The organism is Micromonospora citrea (assembly GCF_900090315.1).
GTDB classification, from domain to species: Bacteria; Actinomycetota; Actinomycetes; order Mycobacteriales; family Micromonosporaceae; genus Micromonospora; species Micromonospora citrea.
On the sequence record NZ_FMHZ01000002.1, the window covers coordinates 2,259,825 to 2,277,169 of the forward strand.

A 17,345-nucleotide genomic window follows, 5' to 3' on the forward strand; every position below is an offset into this window, starting at 1 on the left:
AGCGGCGCGCGCCGCACGTGCGACGGGCCGCAGACGCGCGACGTCCGCCAGGCCACCCCGAGGCCTGGCGGACGTCGCACGGATCGGACCGGCGGTCAGACCCGGGTGAGGCGGACGGCGTCGGCGATGACCAGGCCGGCGGCGGAGCTCCAGCGGCTGACGGCGACCCGGTTGGCGTCGCCCGCCGGCAGCGTGAAGGTGCCGAGCGTGCGCCACTGCCCGCCGGTCGCCCGCTGGTCGACGATGATCGTCCGGTTGCCCGTCGTGGTGGACACGATGTAGGGCGTGGCCGCGTTGTAGCCGGCGTTCGCCGGCCACCACGCCTCGACCCGGTAGCTCGCGGTGGCCGGGACGTTGAACTTGTACCAGGCGGCGTCGCTGGCGGCGACCGGATCCGCGAAGCGGTAGTCGGCGCCGTAGCGCTGCGTCGAGTACGTCGAGGTGCCCCAGTTGGCGCTGGCGGTGAACCGGCCGGCGGTGGAGTTGTCCACGGTGGAGGTCCAGGCGGGGGTGCCGCCCGCCATCTTGGCGGCGACGTCGGAGCGCATCTTGTTCAGGTCGATGAAGGACGGGTCGATCTTGCCGGTGGTGCTCGTCTCCCGGTGCCCGCGCGCGTAGCTGGCGTCCCTGCCCAGCCGCTTGAGCACGGCGGCGGTGGCGGCCACCGACGCGTTGTACTGCGCCGTCGTCATCTCCTGGTTGACACCGTTGTAGTCGATCTCCCAGCCGATCAGCATGGTGTTGCCGTCGCCGGCCGGGATCGGCCCGCTGGCGCGGGCGCTGCCGGCGTGGTTGCAGCGGCCGGCGGAGATGACGTGGAAGACGCCGTGGTAGTCGACCAGGGCCTGGCAGAGCGGGCCGGGCAGGTCGGAACGGCCGTTGATGCAGACGTTCAGCGCCGGGTGCGGGTTGGTGGCGCTGGAGGTGGCGGCGGTGTGGTGCCAGAGCACGCCGATCGGGTTGAAGTCGCCCGGGCGCATCCGGTTGAGCCAGTCGCCCTCGACGACGACCTGGACGCCCGCCCCCCGCAGCACGTCCACCAGCCAGGGAATCGTGGCCATCAGGCGTTCCCTCCGAGCAGGTCGGCGAGGCACTCGGGCTCGGGCGCGGCGAGCGGCGCGGCGCTGGCGGCGGCGGGCTTCGCGGCGACGGCGACGGCCGTGGCCATGAGGGCTGACATGCCCAGCAGCCTGCGGCGGCGCAGGCGCGCGGGTCGTGGCGCGTTCATGGGGCTCCTTCAGCGAGGGGCGGAGGGGTCCGACTGATCGTTGGATCAGTGACGCGCACGCTATATCGTCACGAGCGTCTATGTCGATACCCTTCAAGGCCCCTATTCAGACTGAAGGAATTTGGCAATCCCGGTCCGCTCGTGCCCGGCGGAACAGCGGGCACGGGGGCGGGCCACCGGCCGGATCGCGGTGGTGGTCGCCGGGGTCGGGCAGGGGTGGCTCAGGGGTTGCCGAGGGCGTCGACGTCGCGCATCTCCTCGGCGGTCAACGAAAAGTGGAAGATGTCGGCGTTGGCGCGGATCCGGTCCGGCGTCACCGACTTGGGGATGACCACGATCTCGTGGTCGATGTGCCAGCGGAGCACGACCTGCGCCGGGGAGACGTCGTGCGCGGCGGCGATGCGGGTCAGCACCGGATCGGCGAGGTCACTGGTCTTGAAAGGGCTGTAACCCTCCAGCACCACGCCCCGGTCCCGGTGTTCCCGGTGCCGCTGCCGGTCGTACAGCGACGGGCTCCACCGGATCTGGTTGACCGCCGGGTTCTCCTCCGTCGCCTGGATCAGCTCGTCGATCTGGGCGGTGCTGTAGTTGCTCACCCCCACCGCCCGCGCCAGCCCCTCGTCGCGGGCAGCGAGCATCTCCCGCCACACCGGGATCCCGTCGGCGGGGCTCGACGGCGGCCAGTGGACCAGCCACAGGTCGACGTGGTCGGTGCCGAGCGCGGTCAGGCTCGCCTCGATGGTCTCCCGCTCCCGGCCGACCCGGTCCGGCGGGAGCTTGGTGGTGAGGAAGACGTCCTCGCGGCGCAGCCCGCTCTCCTGGACCGCCCGGCCGACCTCCTCCTCGTTGCCGTACATCGTGGCGGTGTCGACGTGTCGGTAGCCCGCGTCGAGCGCGGCGAGCACGGCGTCGTACCCGGCCTGGCCGGTGGCCTGCCACGTGCCGAAGCCGAGCAGGGGCATCCGCACCTCGCCGGGGAGCGTGACCGTGGGCTGCTCCTCGTGGTCCATGCCGACGGGTCTACCCGTGCTGGCCCCCGACATGCTCCGCCGATGCGGAACAGCCGCCGGCCCGAGCGCCGGCCGCCGGGCGGACCGGCGGGCAGGGTGCAGGCGGGGCGGCGGGCAACCGGGGCGGCGGGCAGGCAGGGCGGCGGGCAGGCAGGGCGGCGGGCAGGCGGCCCGATGAGCCGGGGAGCGCCGGCGGCCGGCGGGCGGGCGCGGTGTGCCGGACAATACGGGGGTGGCTGACCGGCTGGAGGAGTACCGGCGCAAACGGGACGCGGCACGCACCCCGGAGCCGGTGCCGAAGCGCCCCCCGCGGCGGAAGAGGCCCGCCGACGGCACGGCGCGCTTCGTCATCCAGCAGCACCACGCCCGGAGCCTGCACTGGGACCTGCGGCTGGAGCACGAGGGCGTGCTCGCCTCCTGGGCGGTGCCGCGCGGGCTGCCCCGCGACACCGGGCGCAACCACCTCGCCGTGCACACCGAGGACCATCCGATGGAATACCTGGACTTCCACGGCGAGATCCCGGCCGGCGAGTACGGCGGCGGGCGGATGATCATCCACGACCGGGGCACCTACCGGCTGGAGAAGTGGCGCGACGACGAGGTGATCGTCGTCCTCGACGGGGAGCGCACCGCCGGGCGGTACGTCCTCTTCGCCACCGGCGGGAAGGGCGGCCGGGACTGGATGGTCCGGCGCACCGACCCGCCGCCGGAGGGCTGGACCAGCATGCCCGAGCTGGTCCGCCCGATGCGTCCCACCCGTGCGGCGAAGCTGCCGAGGGACCAGGCCGAGTGGGGCTACGAGCTGCGCTGGGACGGGGTGCGCGCGGTCGCGTACGTCTCGGGGGGACGGCTGCGGCTGCTCTCGGAGGACGACGAGGACATCTCCGGGACGTACCCCGGGCTGCGCGAGATGGCCGAGGAGCTGGCGCCGACGGAGGCCGTGCTGGACGGCGTCCTGGTCCGCATCGACACCGCCGGCCGGGTGCGCCCGGCCCGCGGCGGCCGCCGTACCCCGGACGCGCAGTTCCTGATCTTCGACCTGCTCTGGCTGGAGGGCGTGACCAGCACGGACCTGCCCTACGCGCAGCGCCGGGAGCTGCTCGACGGTCTGGCGCTCGCCGGCCCGCACTGGCAGACTCCGCCCTGGTTCCCCGGCGCCGGCCCGGAGGCCCTGCGGGCCGGGCGGGAGCAGGGGTTGCCCGGGGTGGTGGCGAAGCGGCTGGACTCGGCCTACGAACCCGGCGGGCGCAGCCGACGCTGGCTGAGCATCGACGCGGGCCGAGACACGAGCTGAGACGACGAGGAGCAGCGTGTACCTGACCCACCTCGAGTGCCCGCGCTGCGGGCGGGAGCACGACGCTGGCACGCTGACCAACCTCTGCGACTGCGGCTCGCCGCTGCTGGCGCGCTACGACCTGGCAGCGGTGGCGAAGGTGCTCACCCCGGAACGGTTCCCGCTGCGCCCGGCCGACCTGTGGCGCTACCGGGAACTGCTGCCGGTGGCCGACCCGCGGCACGAGACCACGCTCGGCGAGGGCTGGACGCCGCTGCTGCGCACCCCGAACTACGGCGCGGAGATCGGCATCGCGGACCTGATGGTCAAGGACGAGGGGTTGACCCCGACCGGCTCCTTCAAGGCGCGCGGCGCGGCCGTCGGCGTCAGCCGGGCCCGTGAGCTGGGCGTGGAGCGCATCGCCATGCCGACCAACGGCAACGCCGGCGCCGCCTGGGCCACCTACGCCGCGCGGGCCGGGCTGGGCGCGACCATCGTCATGCCGCTGGACGCCCCCACCATCTGTCGGCGCGAGTGCGTGGCCGCCGGGGCCGACCTGCGCCTGGTCGACGGGCTGATCAGCGACGCGGGGCGGCACGTCGCCGAGCTGGTCGCCGAGTCCGGCGGCGCGGTCTTCGACGCCGGCACGCTGCGCGAGCCGTACCGGCTCGAGGGCAAGAAGACGATGGGGTACGAGATCGTCGAGCAGCTCGGCTGGCAGGTGCCGGACGTGATCATCTATCCCACCGGCGGCGGGGTCGGCCTGATCGGCATCCAGAAGGCGCTGCACGAGCTTCGCGAGCTGGGCTGGATCTCCGACAGGCTGCCCCGCCTGGTCGCGGTGCAGTCGACGGGGTGCGCGCCGATCGTGCGCGCCTTCGCCGCCGGCGAGCGGCGGGCCCGGCCCTGGGCCGACGCGCACACCGTCGCGTTCGGCATCACCGTGCCGGCCCCGCTCGGCGACGAGCTGATCCTCGACGCGCTACGCGCCAGCGCCGGCACCGCCATCGCGGTCGACGACGCCGAGATCCTGGCCGACCTGCGGAACTTCGCCGCCCGGGAGGGGCTGCTGCTCTGCCCGGAGGGGGCCGCCTGCCTGACCGCCGCCAGGCATCTGCGAGCCGGCGGCTGGATCCGCGCCGGCGAGCGGGTGGTGGTGCTCAACACCGGGGCCGGGGTGAAGTACCCGGAGACCGTGGCCGTCGCCGACGTGCCGGTGCTGCCGGCCTGAGATGCCCACACCCGGTCAGTCCGTGGTGGGGTCGGTCAGCCGCCAGGCGGCGTTGATCAGGCCGATGTGCGACAGCGCCTGCGGCGTGTTGCCGAGCTGCGCGCCGGTGCGCGGGTCGATCTGCTCGCTGAACAGGCCGACGTCGTTGGCGTGCCCGAGCACCCGCTCGAAGAGCGCCTCGGCGCGGCCCCGCTCGCCGGCCATCGCCAGGCACTCCACCAGCCAGAACGAGCAGAGCAGGAAGCCGGCCGGATCCGTGTCCCACCGCCGGACGAGGCCGTTGCCGCTGCCCAGCCCGCGCTCGACCGCCTCGATGGTGGCGCGCATCCGGGGGTCCGTCGCCGGCAGGAAACGCACCAGCGGCAGCAGCAGCGCCGAGGCGTCCAGCTCGGGCGAGCCGAACGCCCCCGTGTACGCGCCGACCCGCTCGTTCCAGCCCTCCCGCAGCACGGCGGCCCGGATCTCGTCGCGGATCGCCGCCCAGCGCCGCGGGTCGGCCCGGTCCCCGAGCCGGGGCGCGAGCGCCACCGCGCGGTCCATCGCCACGCAGCAGAACACCTTCGACGTCAGGTAGTGCCGATCGGCGTCCCGGGTCTCCCAGATGCCCCGGTCGGGCAGGTGCCAGGTGGCGGCCACCTGCTCGGTCAGGCCGAGCACCATCTCGCGCAGTTCCCCGTCGAGCGTCTCGCCGAGGTGGTCGCGCAGCAGCGAGACCGCCGAGAGCACCTCGCCGGGCACGTCGAGCTGGCGCTGCCGCCAGGCGCCGTTGCCGATCCGCACCGGGAGGCTGTCGGCGTAGCCGCGCAGGTGCGCGCACTCGTACTCGGAGACGTCGCGCTCGCCCTCCAGGCCGAAGAGCACCGGCACGGGCTCGGGGCCGACCCGGCCGATCGAGCGGGCCGCCCAGGCGAACAGGCGCGACGCCTCGGACGGGCAGGCCGCCACCCAGAGGGCGCGCAGGGTCATCGCGAAGTCGCGCAGCCACGAGTAGCGGTAGTCGTAGTTGCGGTCGCCGCCGATCCGCTCCGGCAGCGACGTGGTCAGGGCCGCGACGACCGCGCCGCTGCGGGCGTACGTGAGGCCGGTGAGCACGGTCGCGCTGTGCCGGACCTCGTCGGGGTAGCGGCCGTCGTAGTGGTGCGACTCCCGGTACGCCTGCCACGCCTGCACCGTCTCGGCGAGCGCGGCCACCGGGTCCAGCCGGACCGGCGCCGTTCCGTACTCCCGCCCGTACGCCGCGTCGAAGCCGACCATCTGCCCGGCCGTGATCTCGAAGTCCTGCCGGACCCGGTCCCGGTCGACGGGCAGCGGGACCCCGTCGCCGCGCAGGGTCAGCACCACCGGGCCGGCCGCCGCGAGGAGCCCGCCGTCGGCCTGCGTGTGCAGGTACGGCGTGAGCAGGCCGAACTCGGGGCGGGGGCAGAAGTCCAGCGACATCCGCACCCGCCCGGTGAGCCCCTCGACGACCCGCAGCAGCACCGCCGGCGAGTTCATCCCCAGCTCGTGGCCCCGGGCGCCGAGCTCGGCGGCGAGCGCGTCGGTGACCGCGACGCTGCCCTCCGGGGTGTGGTGCACGGTGCGCAGCACCAGGGTGTCGGCGACGTACGCCCGCTCCGTCCGGTGCCCGGGCAGCCCGGCGGCGACGGGCGCCAGCCTCCAGTGCCCGGCCATCGGGTCCAGCAGCCGACCGAAGACGGACGGACCGTCGAACCGGTCCGGGCACCACCAGTCGATCGAGCCGTCACGGCCGACCAGGGCACCCGAGCGGCAGTCGGAGAGGAATCCGTAGTCGGAGATCGCCGGCTGGTCCACCCGCTGCGGGTACCCCGTTCCACTCCCGTCAGACCGGCGAGCCGGCCGGGCGGTCAGGAGGTCGGCGGCTCGTCCTCGCCCGCCTCCTCCGCCGCGTCGGCCTCCTCCTTGGTGCGGTGCACCGCCTGGTCGGCGTGCTCCGGCGGGCCGTAGACGGTGTAGAGCACCAGGGGGTTCGGGCCGGTGTTGACGAAGTTGTGCTTCGTGCCGGCCGGCACCACCACCAGGTCGCCCTGGACGACCTCACGCTTCTCCCCGGCCACCCGGGCCTCGCCGGTGCCGCTGACGAAGGTGAGAATCTGGTCGATGTCCTCGTGGACCTCCTCGCCGATCTCGCCGCCCGGCGGGATCGTCATGATCACCAGCTGGGTGTGCTCACCGGTCCACAGCACCCGCCGGAAATCCGGGCTCTTCTCGGCGACGGTCGCGATCGTGAAATGCTCCATGCCGACGCACATACCCGCTACGGCGCCACGCCACGCCGGGACGCGCAGATGGTGGAAATCCCCACTGATCCGAGGTTTGCCGGCACCGTGACCGGGGATCGAGAGGTGGACGGGCGCAGGGCGCCGGTCGAGCCAGGTCCCCGCTGACGTACCGCCGTACGGCTGCGGCGGTGGGAGACGGCCAGAGCGCGGCGACGTTGCGGATCCCGCAGGATCTCCAGCGGCGCCGCGCGCTCGTGTCCGAGCACCGGCCGGGTCGGACCGCTGGGGGCGGGACGGACGGGCGGGCCGGAACCACCGGTGGTGCGGGCGGTCGGCGGGCCGGTCAGGCCGGCACCGCCAGGTGGTGCGGGCGGTCGGCGGGCCGGTCAGGCCAGCACCGCCAGGTGGAACGGGCGGTCGGCGGGCCGGCCGTCGCTGGCGAAGGTGGAGACGAACACCGCGTTCGGGATGCCGGTCCGTCCGGCGACCGCGATCTCGCCCGAGGGCGCGACGCCCGAGCTGCCGGGCAGGCCCACCGTGCCGACGTACCCGGCGGCCGTCACGTCCTGGTCGAACACGACCTGGTACATCCCCGTTCCCAGCCGGCTGGCCGCGGCCACGCCGAGCCCCCGGACCAGGCCGCCCTTGGCGTTGACCACGGCGAAGAGCACGCGGGCGCTGGCGGGCAGGCCGACGCTGGCGCAGGTGGTCGCCTCCGCGTCGGCGAGGGCGGCGTCGCCGTCGCCCGGTTCGGGCTGCGCCGCGGTGGGGTGACGGGATCTGGGGCTGGGCATCGCGGTCCTTCCTCTCCGACCCCGCGCAGGGGCCGCGACGAGGCATTCGAGGTGACTCAGGGGGATCAGCGCCGATCAGCGCCCTTTGTGATCGAACGTATGTCGCGTCGGGCACCGGCAGCCACTCGCGCGCTTGTCCGATCTTGGACAGCCACCACGCCGGCGTCACCCCGCTGACCTGCGAGAACTCTCGCCCGGCCGAGGGCACCCGACCCGGTCGGCACCAGGGCAGTCGTCGCCGCCACGGCTCCCGGGCGACCCCGGCTCAGTCGTCGCCGCCACGGCTCCCGGGCGACGCCGGCTCAGTCGTCGTCCGCCGCCACGGGCTCCCGACCGACGCACCGGACCTTCAGCTCGAACTCGCCGGCCGGCCCGGTGAAGGCGACCTCCACGTCGTCGTCCGGCCCCCGGTCGAAGTCGGAGACGCGGTAACCCTGCGCCGGGGCCCAGGAGACCAGCCGCACGCCGCCCGGCCCGCACTCGGCGACCGCGGTGCCCCCTTCCGTGGCGAACGCCCTGCGCTCGCCCCGGGGGGTGGCGCCCGCCGACGCCGCCGACGTCGGCCCCGCGCCCGGAGTGGTCGGCGCGGGCGCGGCCAGGGCGCGTTCGACCTCCTCCTGGCTGAGCACCCCGCCCGGCGTGCCGGCGATGCTTTCCCCCACCCATCTGATCGCGGCCACCCCGATCAGGGTGGCGACGACGGCGGTGAACAGCCAGCCGGCGACGGCGAGAAGCGAACGGCGGCGCATCCACCGAGTGTCCCCGATCCCCGGTTGGGCCGAGCCCTGGACGAGGCTAAGGGACGGTTAAGCACCGGGCCGGCACGTCGCGCGGCGGATAGCCTGCCACCTGTGGCCCGCCTGCTGCTCATCGAGGACGACCTGACGATCCGTACGCCGCTGTTGCGGGCCCTGCGCGAACGGGGGCACGCGGTGGCGGCCGCCTCGACGGCGATGGCCGGCCTGCGCGACGCGCTGGACGACCGCCCCGACCTCGTCGTGCTGGACCTGGGACTGCCCGACCTGGACGGCCGGGAGCTGCTGCGCATGCTGCGCGCGGTCAGCGTCGTGCCGGTGATCGTGGCCACCGCCCGCGACGACGAGACCGAGATCGTCCGGGTGCTCGACGCCGGGGCCGACGACTACGTCGTCAAGCCGTTCACCGCGGCGCAGCTCGACGCGCGGATCCGGGCGGTGCTGCGCCGCGGGGCGGGAACGGTCCCCGAGGACCCGGCGCTCGTGGTCGGCGGGCTGCGGGTCGATCCCCGCTCCCGGCAGGTCACCCTGGACGGCGAGCCCGTCGAGCTGACCCCGCGCGAGTTCGACCTGCTGCACCACCTCGCGGGCCGGCCGGGCCAGGTGGTGACCAAGCGGGAGCTGCTCGCCGAGGTGTGGCAGATCCCGTACGGCGGCGCCGACAAGACCGTGGACGTGCACCTGTCCTGGCTGCGCCGCAAGCTCGGGGAGAGCGCGCAGGCACCCCGCTACCTGCACACCGTTCGGGGCGTCGGGGTCCGGCTGGACGTGCCCGGGAGCGCCGGGTGAGGGCCCGGCTGGCGCTGCTGGTGGCCGCGGTCAGCGTCCTCACCCTGGTCGCCTTCCTGGTGCCGCTGGCGTTGCTGGTGCGTACCGTCGCCGAGGACCGGGCGACCGTGCGGGCCACGGCCGACGCGCAGAGCCTCGTGACCGTCGTCGGCACCGCCGACACCGCCACGATCCGGCTGACCGTCGAGCAACTGGCCGCGGAGTCCGACCGGCCGGTCAGCGTGTTCCTGCCCGACGGCACCGTGCTCGGCGCCCCCGCCCTCCGGACGCCCGCCGTGGCGCTGGCGGCCCGGGGGCAGAGCCTCACCGCCGAGTCGGAGCGCGGACGCGAGGTGGTCATCGCCGTGCAGGGCCGCCCGGACGGCACCGGCGTGATCCGGACGATCGTCCCGCCGGCGGAGCTGACCGCCGGGGTGACCCGGTCCTGGCTGGTCCTGGCCCTGCTGGGCGTGCTCCTGGTGCTGATCGGGCTGGCCGTCGCCGACCGGCTGGCCCGTACCCTGGTCCGGCCGATCGGCGAACTCTCCGCCGTGTCGCACCGCCTCGCGAACGCCGAACTGGACGCACGCGTCACGCCCGCCGGGCCGCCCGAGCTGCGTGAGGTGGCCGGCGCCCTCAACCACCTCGCCAATCGGATCCAGGTGCTGCTGGTGCAGGAACGCGAGGAGGTCGCGGACCTGTCGCACCGCCTGCGCACCCCGCTGACCGCGCTGCGGCTGGAGGCCGAGTCGCTGCGGGACCCGCAGGACGCGGCCCGGGTGACGGCGGCGGTGGACGGGCTGGAACGCGCGGTCACCGGCCTGATCCGGCAGGCCCGGTGGCGGGCGCCGACAGCCGGGGCGGCCGCCGCCGACGCGGCCGCCGTGGTGGCCGAGCGGGTGGCGTTCTGGTCGGTGCTGGCCGAGGACACCGGACGCGCCGTCACCCTCGACCTGGCGCCGGGGCCGCTGCCGGTGGGCGTACCCGCCGACGAGTTGGCCGCGGCGGTGGACGCCCTGCTCGGCAACGTCTTCGCGCACACCCCCGACGGCACCGCGTTCGCCGTCCGGCTGGCCGCCGAGGCGGGCCGGGCCACGCTGACCGTGGCGGACGAGGGGCCGGGGATCCCGCCCGACACCGTCGACCGTGGGGCGAGCACCGCCGGCTCCACGGGCCTCGGCCTGGACATCGCCCGCCGCGCCGCCCAGGCCAGCGGCGGCCACCTCGCCCTCCGCACGTCGCCCTCCGGCGGCGCCGAGGTGCGCCTGGAGCTCGGCCCGCCGAAGCCCTGACCCGTCCGGGCCCTGACCTGGGGCGCCGCCGCCCATCGGCCCGGGTCGGCCTCGGGCTCGGGCGGCCTCGGGACCGGCCTCGGGCTAGAACGGGCTCGGACTCGGGGCCGGCCTCGGCCTCGGGCTCGGGCTCGGGCTCGGGCTCGGGCTCGGGCTCCGGCTCCGGCTCGGGCTCCGGCTCCGGCTCCGGCTCCGGCTCCGGCTCCGGCTCCGGCTCCGACGAGGCTTAACCCGGGCTTAGCGTTCGGGCAGCGTGGCACTATCCGGCCGGGCGCGATCCTCGTGGACGTACCCGAGGAAAGGCGAACCGAGATGAAGCGCAACCCCCTGATCCTGGCGTCGGTCGGCGGCGTGGCCGCGCTCGCCGTGGCCGGCGCGGCCCTCGGCGTCGCGGCCGCCGACGGCGGCCCGGCCCGGGCGACCACGCTGGTCGCCGCGACGACCGCCCCGAGCGCCCCCACGACCCCGGGCGGCACCTCCACCGGCGCCCCCGGCAGCGCGCCGGCGACCGGCGGCACGTCGGCGACCCCCGGCACGCCGTCGGGCAGCGGCACCCCGGCGACCGGCGGGGACGCCGTGTCCGAGCAGCGGGCCCGGGAGATCGCGCTGGCCCGGGCGGGCGGTGGCCAGGTCGTCGAGATCGAGGCCGAGCAGGAGGACGACCGCCCGGTGTGGAGTGTCGAGGTCGTCGTCGGGCAGACCGAGCACGAGATCGACGTCGACCGGGAGCACGGCACGGTGGTGAAGGCCGAGCAGGAGCCCGTCGACGACGAGGACGACGACCGTGACGACGACGAGGACGACTCCGGCGACGACGACTGACCCGGTGCCGCCGCCCCCATGCTCCCGGGGGCGGCGGCCCGAGGCGTCACGCCCGATCGCCCCTGTGACGAACACCGATGTCTGGCTACATTGGGGTATGGTGCCCGCCCACGAGGGCCGGGCGGCGGAACCGGTCTACCGCCCCATCCTCGCCAACCGGCGGGGCGAGCTGGAGGCGCTCGGTCATCTCGACGACGACGTCGCACCCCTGCTCGCCCCGGTCCTCCAGGTGTCCGTCCTGAATTCATACACACTGGACGTTCTCGGCCGGCTGCCCGCCGGGCTGCTCCCGGGCGTCGACGTCACCGACCTGCCCGACGCCCCGGAGACCGAGCTGGTCCGCTGGGGCGTACCACTGGTGCCGGTGATAGGGCTCGCGGACAGCGACCGGCGGCTGGTGGCGCACGGTGCGGCGGCCCGGGCCCACGCCCACCGGGCGCTGGTCCGGCTGCGCGTCGGCCGGGACCGGGCCGGGCCGGACGCGGCCACGGCGGCGGCGGAGCGGATCTGGCGGTTCACCCGCCTGGTCCCCGAGCAGTGCGACCTGCTCCTCGACGCCGGAGACGTGTGCTGCGCGGCCGACATGCGGGTGGCCGAGCCGCGACTGCGCCGGCTGCGGGAGTGGGCACGCCGGCACGCCTGGCGCTCGGTCAGCGTGGCGGCCGGCGGAATGCCACCCTCGCTGACCCGCCTCCCCACCGACGAGCCGGTACGCCTCGACCGCTGGGACTGGCGGCTCTGGCTGCGGCTGGCCGACCTCGGCGTCGGATACGGCGACTACGGCGTCGGCTCGGCGGTGCCGGGCGCCGACCAGCCGGGCGACCGGCTGCCGACGGTGCGCTACACGACAGACGACGCCTGGTGGGTGTACCGCTGGTCCCGCCGGGGAGGACGGGGCGACGACCGGTTCGCGGACCTGTGCCGCGCGCTGGTGTCGGCGCCGCACTGGCCCGCCGCCGGGGCCGACTTCTCGTGGGGTGACCACGAACTCGTCCGGCGCGCCCGTCGCGGCGCGGGGGCCGGGTCGGCCAGCAACTGGGCGGCGTGGAGCACCTCGCACCACCTGGCGCACGTGCTGGCGGCGCTGCCGCACCCGGGCCGGGAGACCCGGCCGGGGCCGTGGCGCTCCGGTCAGGCGGGCCCGGAGCGCGGCCGGCCCGCCCGGCCGCACCGCGGCGAGGCCCGCCGGGCCGGCTGACGTGCCGGCCCGGCGCCGCAGCCCGCGGCCTCCGTCACTGCTTCTCGGTGAACCCGAACTGCACGATGCCCTCGTCGTCGACGCTCGCGTCCACCGAAGCGTCGCCGAGCAGTTCGGCGGCGTCGGAGTCCAGGAAGATCCGGGCGCCCTGGTTGTCGACCACGTGGTCGCCCTCGGCCGGTTCGGCGACCAGCTCGACGGTGAGCGAGCCGGCCTCGGTGTCGGCGGCGATCCGCACTCCGCCGTCCTCGGCGACGTCCTGCTGGTTGGCGAGGTCGCGGATGACCAGCACGGCGTTGTCGGTCATGGTGAGCATGGCGGAATCTCCTCGTGGATTCTCGGATTCGCGGCGCGGGGCCGGACTCGGCCCGACACGGGCGCACCGTCGGAGGCGACGGCAGGACGACCCGCACATCGTCGCAGGTCGGGGGCGGCTGAGGGCCCCTTCACGGCCTACGTTGCCCCCTGCCGGGGCATCCGTCAAATAGAGCGGGATCAGTGTCGGACGCCGGCCGGGGCCAGCAGGGCGCGGATCTCGCGTGCCGCCGCGCGACCGGCCCGGTTGGCGCCGACGGTGCTCGCCGACGGGCCGTACCCGATCAGGTGAACCCGCTCGTCGGCGACCACCCGGGTGCCGTCCATGGTGACACCGCCGCCGGGCGCGCGCAGCCGCAGCGGCGCGAGGTGGTCCAGCGCGGCCCGGAAGCCGGTGCACCAGAGGATCACGTCCGCGGGCACGAACCTGCCGTCGTCCCAGGCCACCCCGTCGGGCGTGATCCGGTCGAACACGGGTAACCGGTCGAGCACGCCGCGCTCGCGCAGCCGGCGCAGTTCCGGCGTGAGCGGCAGCCCGGTCACGCCGACGACGCTGGCCGGTGGGCGGCCCGCGCGGACCGCCGCGTCGACCAGCGCCACCGCCGCGCGCCCCCGCTCGGGGGTGAACTCCTCGTCCCGGAAGTCGGGCGGGCGTCGGGTCACCCAGGTGGTGCCGGCCGCGACGGTGGAGACCTCGGCGAGCAGTTGGACGGCGGACGTCCCGCCGCCCACCACCACGACCCGCCGGCCGGCGAACTCCGCCGGCCCTCGGTAGTCGGCGGTGTGCAGTTGGCGGCCCCGGAAGCTCGACCGGCCCGGGTAGTGCGGCCAGAACGGCCGGGTCCAGGTGCCGGTGGCGTTGACCAGTGCCCGGGCGGACCAGTCGCCCCGGTCGGTGAGGACGTCCAGCCGGCCGTCGGGCCGGTCGTGGACCGCACGGACCCGGACCGGACGCCGCACCGGCAGGGCGTACTCGCGCTCGTAGGCGGCGAAGTAGGCGCTGACCACCTCGGCCGCCGGCCGGTCGGGTCCCGCCGGCGGGAACGGCAGGCCGGGCAGGTCGTGGAAGCCGTGCACGCGGTCGAGCCGCAGCGTGGGCCAGCGGTGCCGCCACGCCCCGCCCGGCCCGTCGTCCCCGTCGAGGATCACGAAGCCGTCCCCGGGGGCGAAGCCCGCGCGGCGCAGGTGGTAGCCGGCGGAGAGGCCGGCCTGTCCGGCCCCGATCACCAGCACGTCGACGGAGCGCTCGTCCATGTCGGGTGCAACAACGGCCGTCCCGCCCGCCTGCCCGCTTCCGGGCGTCTCGCCGCTCACACACCGGAAGAACGCGAACGGAAATTTCTTTCGCTTGCCGGCCTTCTCTGGCAGATATCTCCGTGGCAGCATCAGCGCATGCATCGTCGTCTCTTTCCCCGGACGCTCGCGCTGGCCGCGCTGGTGGCCGCCGCCGCCACGGCCGGCGCCCCGAGCGCCACCGCCGAGTCGCCGACCCCCGCGGCGACCCGCCTCAACGCCACCATCGACGCGATACTCGCCGACTCCCGGCTGGCCGGGGCGCAGGCGTCGGTGGTCGTGAAGGACGCCGCCACCGGCGAGACCGTCTACCACCGCAACGGCGACCGCCGGCTGGTGCCCGCCTCCAACACCAAGCTGCTGACCTCGGCCGCGGCGCTGGAGCTGCTCGGGCCGGGCCACCGCTTCAGCACGGAGGTGCGCTCCACCGGCTCCCGCCGCGCCGGTCTCGTCTCCGGCAACCTCTACCTGCGCGGCGGCGGCGACCCCACCATGCTCGCCGCCGACTACGACGCGCTGGCCGCGCAGGTCGCCGCCGAGGGCGTCCGGGTGGTGACCGGCAACCTCGTCGCCGACGACACCCGCTACGACGACACCCGCCTCGGCCCCGACTGGACCTGGGACGACGAGCCCTACTACTACGCGGCGCAGGTCTCCGCCCTGACCGTGGCGCCCGACACCGACTACGACGCGGGCACCGTCATCGTGCACGCCGCCCCCGGCGCGAGCGCGGGTGCCCGCCCGGTCGTCACCACCACCCCGGCCACCGGGTACCTGAAGATCGACAACCGGGCGCAGACGGTCGCCGACGGGGAGACCTCGATCTCCTTCGAGCGCGCGCACGGCAGCAACACCGTCGTGGTCACCGGGCAGATCGCCCTGGGCGACCAGCCGGAGAGCGACTGGGTCACCGTCTGGGAGCCCACCGGCTACGCCGCCGACGTCTTCCGCGCGGCCCTGCGCAAGCACGGCGTGCGGGTCCTCGGCCGGACCGTGCTGGGCCAGGCCACCCCGGAGGAGGCCGCCGAGGTGACGCGGCACGAGTCGATGCCCCTGGCCAAGCTGATGGTGCCGTTCCTCAAGCTCTCCAACAACGGCCACGCCGAGGTGCTGACCAAGGAGATCGGCCGGGTGCTCACCGGCGCCGGCACCTGGTCGGCCGGGCTGGCGGCGATCAGCGAGTACGTCGCCGACGCCGGGATGGACACCGGCACGCTGCGCCAGCGGGACGGTTCCGGTCTCTCGCGGCGCAACCTGATCCCGGCCGACGAGTTCGTGGACCTGCTCACCGCCGTCCGCGCCGAGCCCTGGTTCGACACGTGGTACGCGGCCCTGCCGGTGGCGGGGGACCCGGACCGCTTCGTCGGCGGCACGCTGCGCAGCCGGATGCGCGGCACCCCGGCGGCCGGCAACGTGCACGCCAAGACCGGCAGCCTGACCGGCGTCTCCGGCCTCTCCGGCTACGTCACCGACGCCGACGGGCGGGTGCTGGCCTTCTCGATCCTGCTCAACAACTACCTGGCCTCGTCGGTCAAGGGGCTGGAGGACCAGATCGCGATCGCGCTCGCCTCGTACACCGAGAAGGGCGTCACCGCGGCGCGCGTCGCGCCGCCGACGGCCCCCGACGCGCCCCGGGCCCCCGAGGGCCGGGAGTGCTCCTGGGTGAAGCCCGTCGCCTGTTGACGGGCCGGCGGGGCCCGGTGCGAGGGCCCCGCCGGCGCTCAGGCGCCCGGGCGGTGCGGCGGCTCGGCGGTCGGGTCGCCGCCCGCGATCAGCGCGGCGATGTCGGCGGGCCGCAGGCCGCGCTGCGCGAGCACCCGGGTGCCCCAGCGGTGCAGCCGGCACGGGTGCGGGCTGGCGTCGTTGCGGCAGACCGTGCCGCCGGACCAGCGCCGGGGCGCGTGCACCACGACCGCCCGGACGGCGAACTGGGCGTCCTCGGCGGTGACGTACGGCGGCAGCGGGATCTCCCGGAGCACCTCCCCGGACGGCTCCCCGGCGCCCCGGGGGGCGGTCGGACGGACGGTGCGGGTGGTGGTGCTGCTCATCGGTCGTGCCTCCACAGAGGATCGTCGGGCGTGGACAGCAGGAAGTTACGGGACGCCGAACGCGGCGCGACGGACAAACTGTCCCCGGGTCAGCGGCCGCAGCCCCGACACGGGCGCCGGGTACGCAGGTGGTGGCCGATCGCCGCGACGCCGAGCCCCCAGCCCCACAGCCAGTACGCCGACTCGGCGACCCAGAAGAACGCCAGCGGGTAGCGGCCGTCGCCGGGATCGAACGTGCCGGTGACCGTCTCGACGGTCAGCTGGGCGAGGCCGACCGCGAAGTAGCAGACCAGTCCGACGGAGAACAGCGCCGCCGGGACGAGGAGCAGCAGCCGGGGAATCCGCCGGCCGGCCAGCAGCGGCACCCACCCGGGCCAGACCACGCCCCAGGAGTGCGCCAGGGCCAGCGGCAGCAGCACCCCGGCGAGCAGGAAACCGACCTCGAAGGCGATCATCGACGCGCCCTGGCTGAGCGGCACGTCCTCGAAGCCGACCCACACCTGGGCCGCCAGCCGCAGCAGGCAGCCGGCCACCGCCGCCCAGGCCGCCACCCGCGCCCAGGTGGGCACCGTCGGCGACGCGCCGCGTACCGGGCCCGTCCGGCCGCACCGGCGGCAGTCGCCCCGCAGCCGACGCCGGTGCCCGAGGACCGCCGCGTGCAGCGACGCGGCCCCGGTCAGGCAGGCGAGGCGGCTGAGCAGGGCACCCGGGTGGAACGCCTCGCCCGGGTCGAGGATCAGCAGCCCGACCACGTCCAGCAGCAGCAGCGCGCAGGCCAGGAGCAGCGCCGCGCAGACCAGCCAGCCGGCCGCGGCCAGCGCCGGGCGCCAGGTGCGGGCGGCGGCGAGCCCCACGCCGACCAGGCCGGCGGCGGCGCAGAGCGCCACCGTCCACCAGCCGGTGAAGACCACGAGGTCCGTGTCGAGCGGCGGGAACTCCGGCGCGCCGGTGAGGGCCCAGCGCAGCCGCACCGCGCCGTAGGCGAGGGCCCAGGCGATCACGACGTACGGCAGGGCCGGGCGGCGCGGTTGGCTGGCGGGGCGGGGCGGTGCCGGTGCGGGCAGCGTGCTGGTCATGC

General features: G+C 75.5%; 18 protein-coding genes. 7 read left to right on the forward strand and 11 right to left on the reverse strand.

Annotated features, from left to right (window positions below):
• Nucleotides 1-95 precede the first annotated feature (95 nt).
• The 3 genes from GA0070606_RS10270 to GA0070606_RS10275 form a co-directional block, all read right to left on the reverse strand.
• A complete protein-coding gene (locus GA0070606_RS10270; protein WP_091097151.1) occupies nucleotides 96-1,061 on the reverse strand; it encodes a golvesin C-terminal-like domain-containing protein in 966 nt (321 codons plus the stop codon).
• Nucleotides 1,061-1,228, reverse strand: coding sequence for a hypothetical protein (locus GA0070606_RS32450; protein WP_176737289.1), 168 nt, complete (start codon nucleotides 1,226-1,228; stop codon nucleotides 1,061-1,063). Before GA0070606_RS32450 ends, GA0070606_RS10270 begins: the two co-directional genes overlap by 1 nt.
• A gap of 221 nt (nucleotides 1,229-1,449) precedes the next feature.
• Entirely contained in the window at nucleotides 1,450-2,238 is a 789-nt protein-coding gene (locus GA0070606_RS10275) for an aldo/keto reductase (RefSeq protein WP_091097153.1), read from the reverse strand.
• Nucleotides 2,239-2,470: 232 nt separating this feature from the next.
• Here GA0070606_RS10275 and GA0070606_RS10280 point away from each other — a divergent pair, with 232 nt between their 5' ends.
• Both GA0070606_RS10280 and GA0070606_RS10285 read left to right on the forward strand, forming a co-directional pair.
• Nucleotides 2,471-3,532: a DNA polymerase ligase N-terminal domain-containing protein gene (locus GA0070606_RS10280; protein WP_091097155.1), complete on the forward strand. Its 1,062-nt coding sequence runs from the start codon at nucleotides 2,471-2,473 to the stop codon at nucleotides 3,530-3,532.
• Nucleotides 3,533-3,548: 16 nt separating this feature from the next.
• Nucleotides 3,549-4,742 carry a threonine synthase gene (locus GA0070606_RS10285; protein WP_091097157.1) on the forward strand — a complete coding sequence of 398 codons (1,194 nt, stop codon included), beginning with the start codon at nucleotides 3,549-3,551 and terminating at the stop codon, nucleotides 4,740-4,742.
• Nucleotides 4,743-4,757: 15 nt separating this feature from the next.
• On the opposite strand, the gene GA0070606_RS10290 is transcribed toward GA0070606_RS10285, so the two are convergent.
• The 4 genes from GA0070606_RS10290 to GA0070606_RS10305 form a co-directional block, all read right to left on the reverse strand.
• Nucleotides 4,758-6,554, reverse strand: coding sequence for a glycoside hydrolase family 15 protein (locus GA0070606_RS10290; RefSeq protein WP_091097159.1), 1,797 nt, complete (start codon nucleotides 6,552-6,554; stop codon nucleotides 4,758-4,760).
• A gap of 53 nt (nucleotides 6,555-6,607) precedes the next feature.
• On the reverse strand, nucleotides 6,608-7,000 hold the full coding sequence (locus GA0070606_RS10295; protein WP_091107539.1) for a cupin domain-containing protein: 393 nt from the start codon (nucleotides 6,998-7,000) through the stop codon (nucleotides 6,608-6,610).
• 368 nt (nucleotides 7,001-7,368) lie between these two features.
• Entirely contained in the window at nucleotides 7,369-7,776 is a 408-nt protein-coding gene (locus tag GA0070606_RS10300) for a hypothetical protein (RefSeq protein WP_091097161.1), read from the reverse strand.
• 302 nt (nucleotides 7,777-8,078) lie between these two features.
• A complete protein-coding gene (locus GA0070606_RS10305; protein ID WP_091097164.1) occupies nucleotides 8,079-8,525 on the reverse strand; it encodes a septum formation initiator in 447 nt (148 codons plus the stop codon).
• Nucleotides 8,526-8,627: 102 nt separating this feature from the next.
• On the opposite strand from GA0070606_RS10305, the gene GA0070606_RS10310 reads away from it, so the two are divergent.
• The 4 genes from GA0070606_RS10310 to GA0070606_RS10325 all read left to right on the forward strand — a co-directional run bounded on the left by GA0070606_RS10310 (nucleotide 8,628) and on the right by GA0070606_RS10325 (nucleotide 12,611).
• A complete protein-coding gene (locus GA0070606_RS10310; protein ID WP_091097166.1) occupies nucleotides 8,628-9,320 on the forward strand; it encodes a response regulator transcription factor in 693 nt (230 codons plus the stop codon).
• On the forward strand, nucleotides 9,317-10,591 hold the full coding sequence (locus tag GA0070606_RS10315) for a sensor histidine kinase (RefSeq protein ID WP_091097168.1): 1,275 nt from the start codon (nucleotides 9,317-9,319) through the stop codon (nucleotides 10,589-10,591). Before GA0070606_RS10310 ends, GA0070606_RS10315 begins: the two co-directional genes overlap by 4 nt.
• Nucleotides 10,592-10,903: 312 nt before the next feature.
• Nucleotides 10,904-11,413 (forward strand): PepSY domain-containing protein, encoded by a 510-nt coding sequence (locus tag GA0070606_RS10320; RefSeq protein ID WP_091097169.1) that lies wholly within the window; start codon nucleotides 10,904-10,906, stop codon nucleotides 11,411-11,413.
• 64 nt (nucleotides 11,414-11,477) lie between these two features.
• The gene (locus tag GA0070606_RS10325; protein WP_425413039.1) at nucleotides 11,478-12,611 is read left to right on the forward strand and encodes a beta family protein; all 1,134 of its coding nucleotides are present in this window, start codon (nucleotides 11,478-11,480) and stop codon (nucleotides 12,609-12,611) included.
• A gap of 34 nt (nucleotides 12,612-12,645) precedes the next feature.
• On the opposite strand, the gene GA0070606_RS10330 is transcribed toward GA0070606_RS10325, so the two are convergent.
• Together GA0070606_RS10330 and GA0070606_RS10335 are read right to left on the reverse strand one after the other, a co-directional pair.
• The gene (locus GA0070606_RS10330; RefSeq protein ID WP_091097171.1) at nucleotides 12,646-12,927 is read right to left on the reverse strand and encodes an adhesin; all 282 of its coding nucleotides are present in this window, start codon (nucleotides 12,925-12,927) and stop codon (nucleotides 12,646-12,648) included.
• Nucleotides 12,928-13,106: 179 nt separating this feature from the next.
• Nucleotides 13,107-14,180, reverse strand: a complete 1,074-nt coding sequence (locus tag GA0070606_RS10335; RefSeq protein ID WP_091097173.1) for an NAD(P)-binding domain-containing protein — start codon at nucleotides 14,178-14,180, stop codon at nucleotides 13,107-13,109.
• 138 nt (nucleotides 14,181-14,318) lie between these two features.
• Between GA0070606_RS10335 and dacB the strand changes: the two genes are divergently transcribed.
• Nucleotides 14,319-15,902, forward strand: coding sequence for a D-alanyl-D-alanine carboxypeptidase/D-alanyl-D-alanine endopeptidase (gene dacB, locus GA0070606_RS10340; RefSeq protein WP_091097175.1), 1,584 nt, complete (start codon nucleotides 14,319-14,321; stop codon nucleotides 15,900-15,902).
• 38 nt (nucleotides 15,903-15,940) lie between these two features.
• Here dacB and GA0070606_RS10345 read toward each other — a convergent pair whose 3' ends face one another.
• Nucleotides 15,941-16,267, reverse strand: coding sequence for a hypothetical protein (locus GA0070606_RS10345; RefSeq protein WP_176737290.1), 327 nt, complete (start codon nucleotides 16,265-16,267; stop codon nucleotides 15,941-15,943).
• 89 nt (nucleotides 16,268-16,356) lie between these two features.
• Complete coding sequence (locus GA0070606_RS10350) at nucleotides 16,357-17,343, reverse strand: hypothetical protein (protein WP_091097177.1); 987 nt, start codon at nucleotides 17,341-17,343, stop codon at nucleotides 16,357-16,359.
• Between the last annotated feature and the right edge of the window lie 2 nt (nucleotides 17,344-17,345).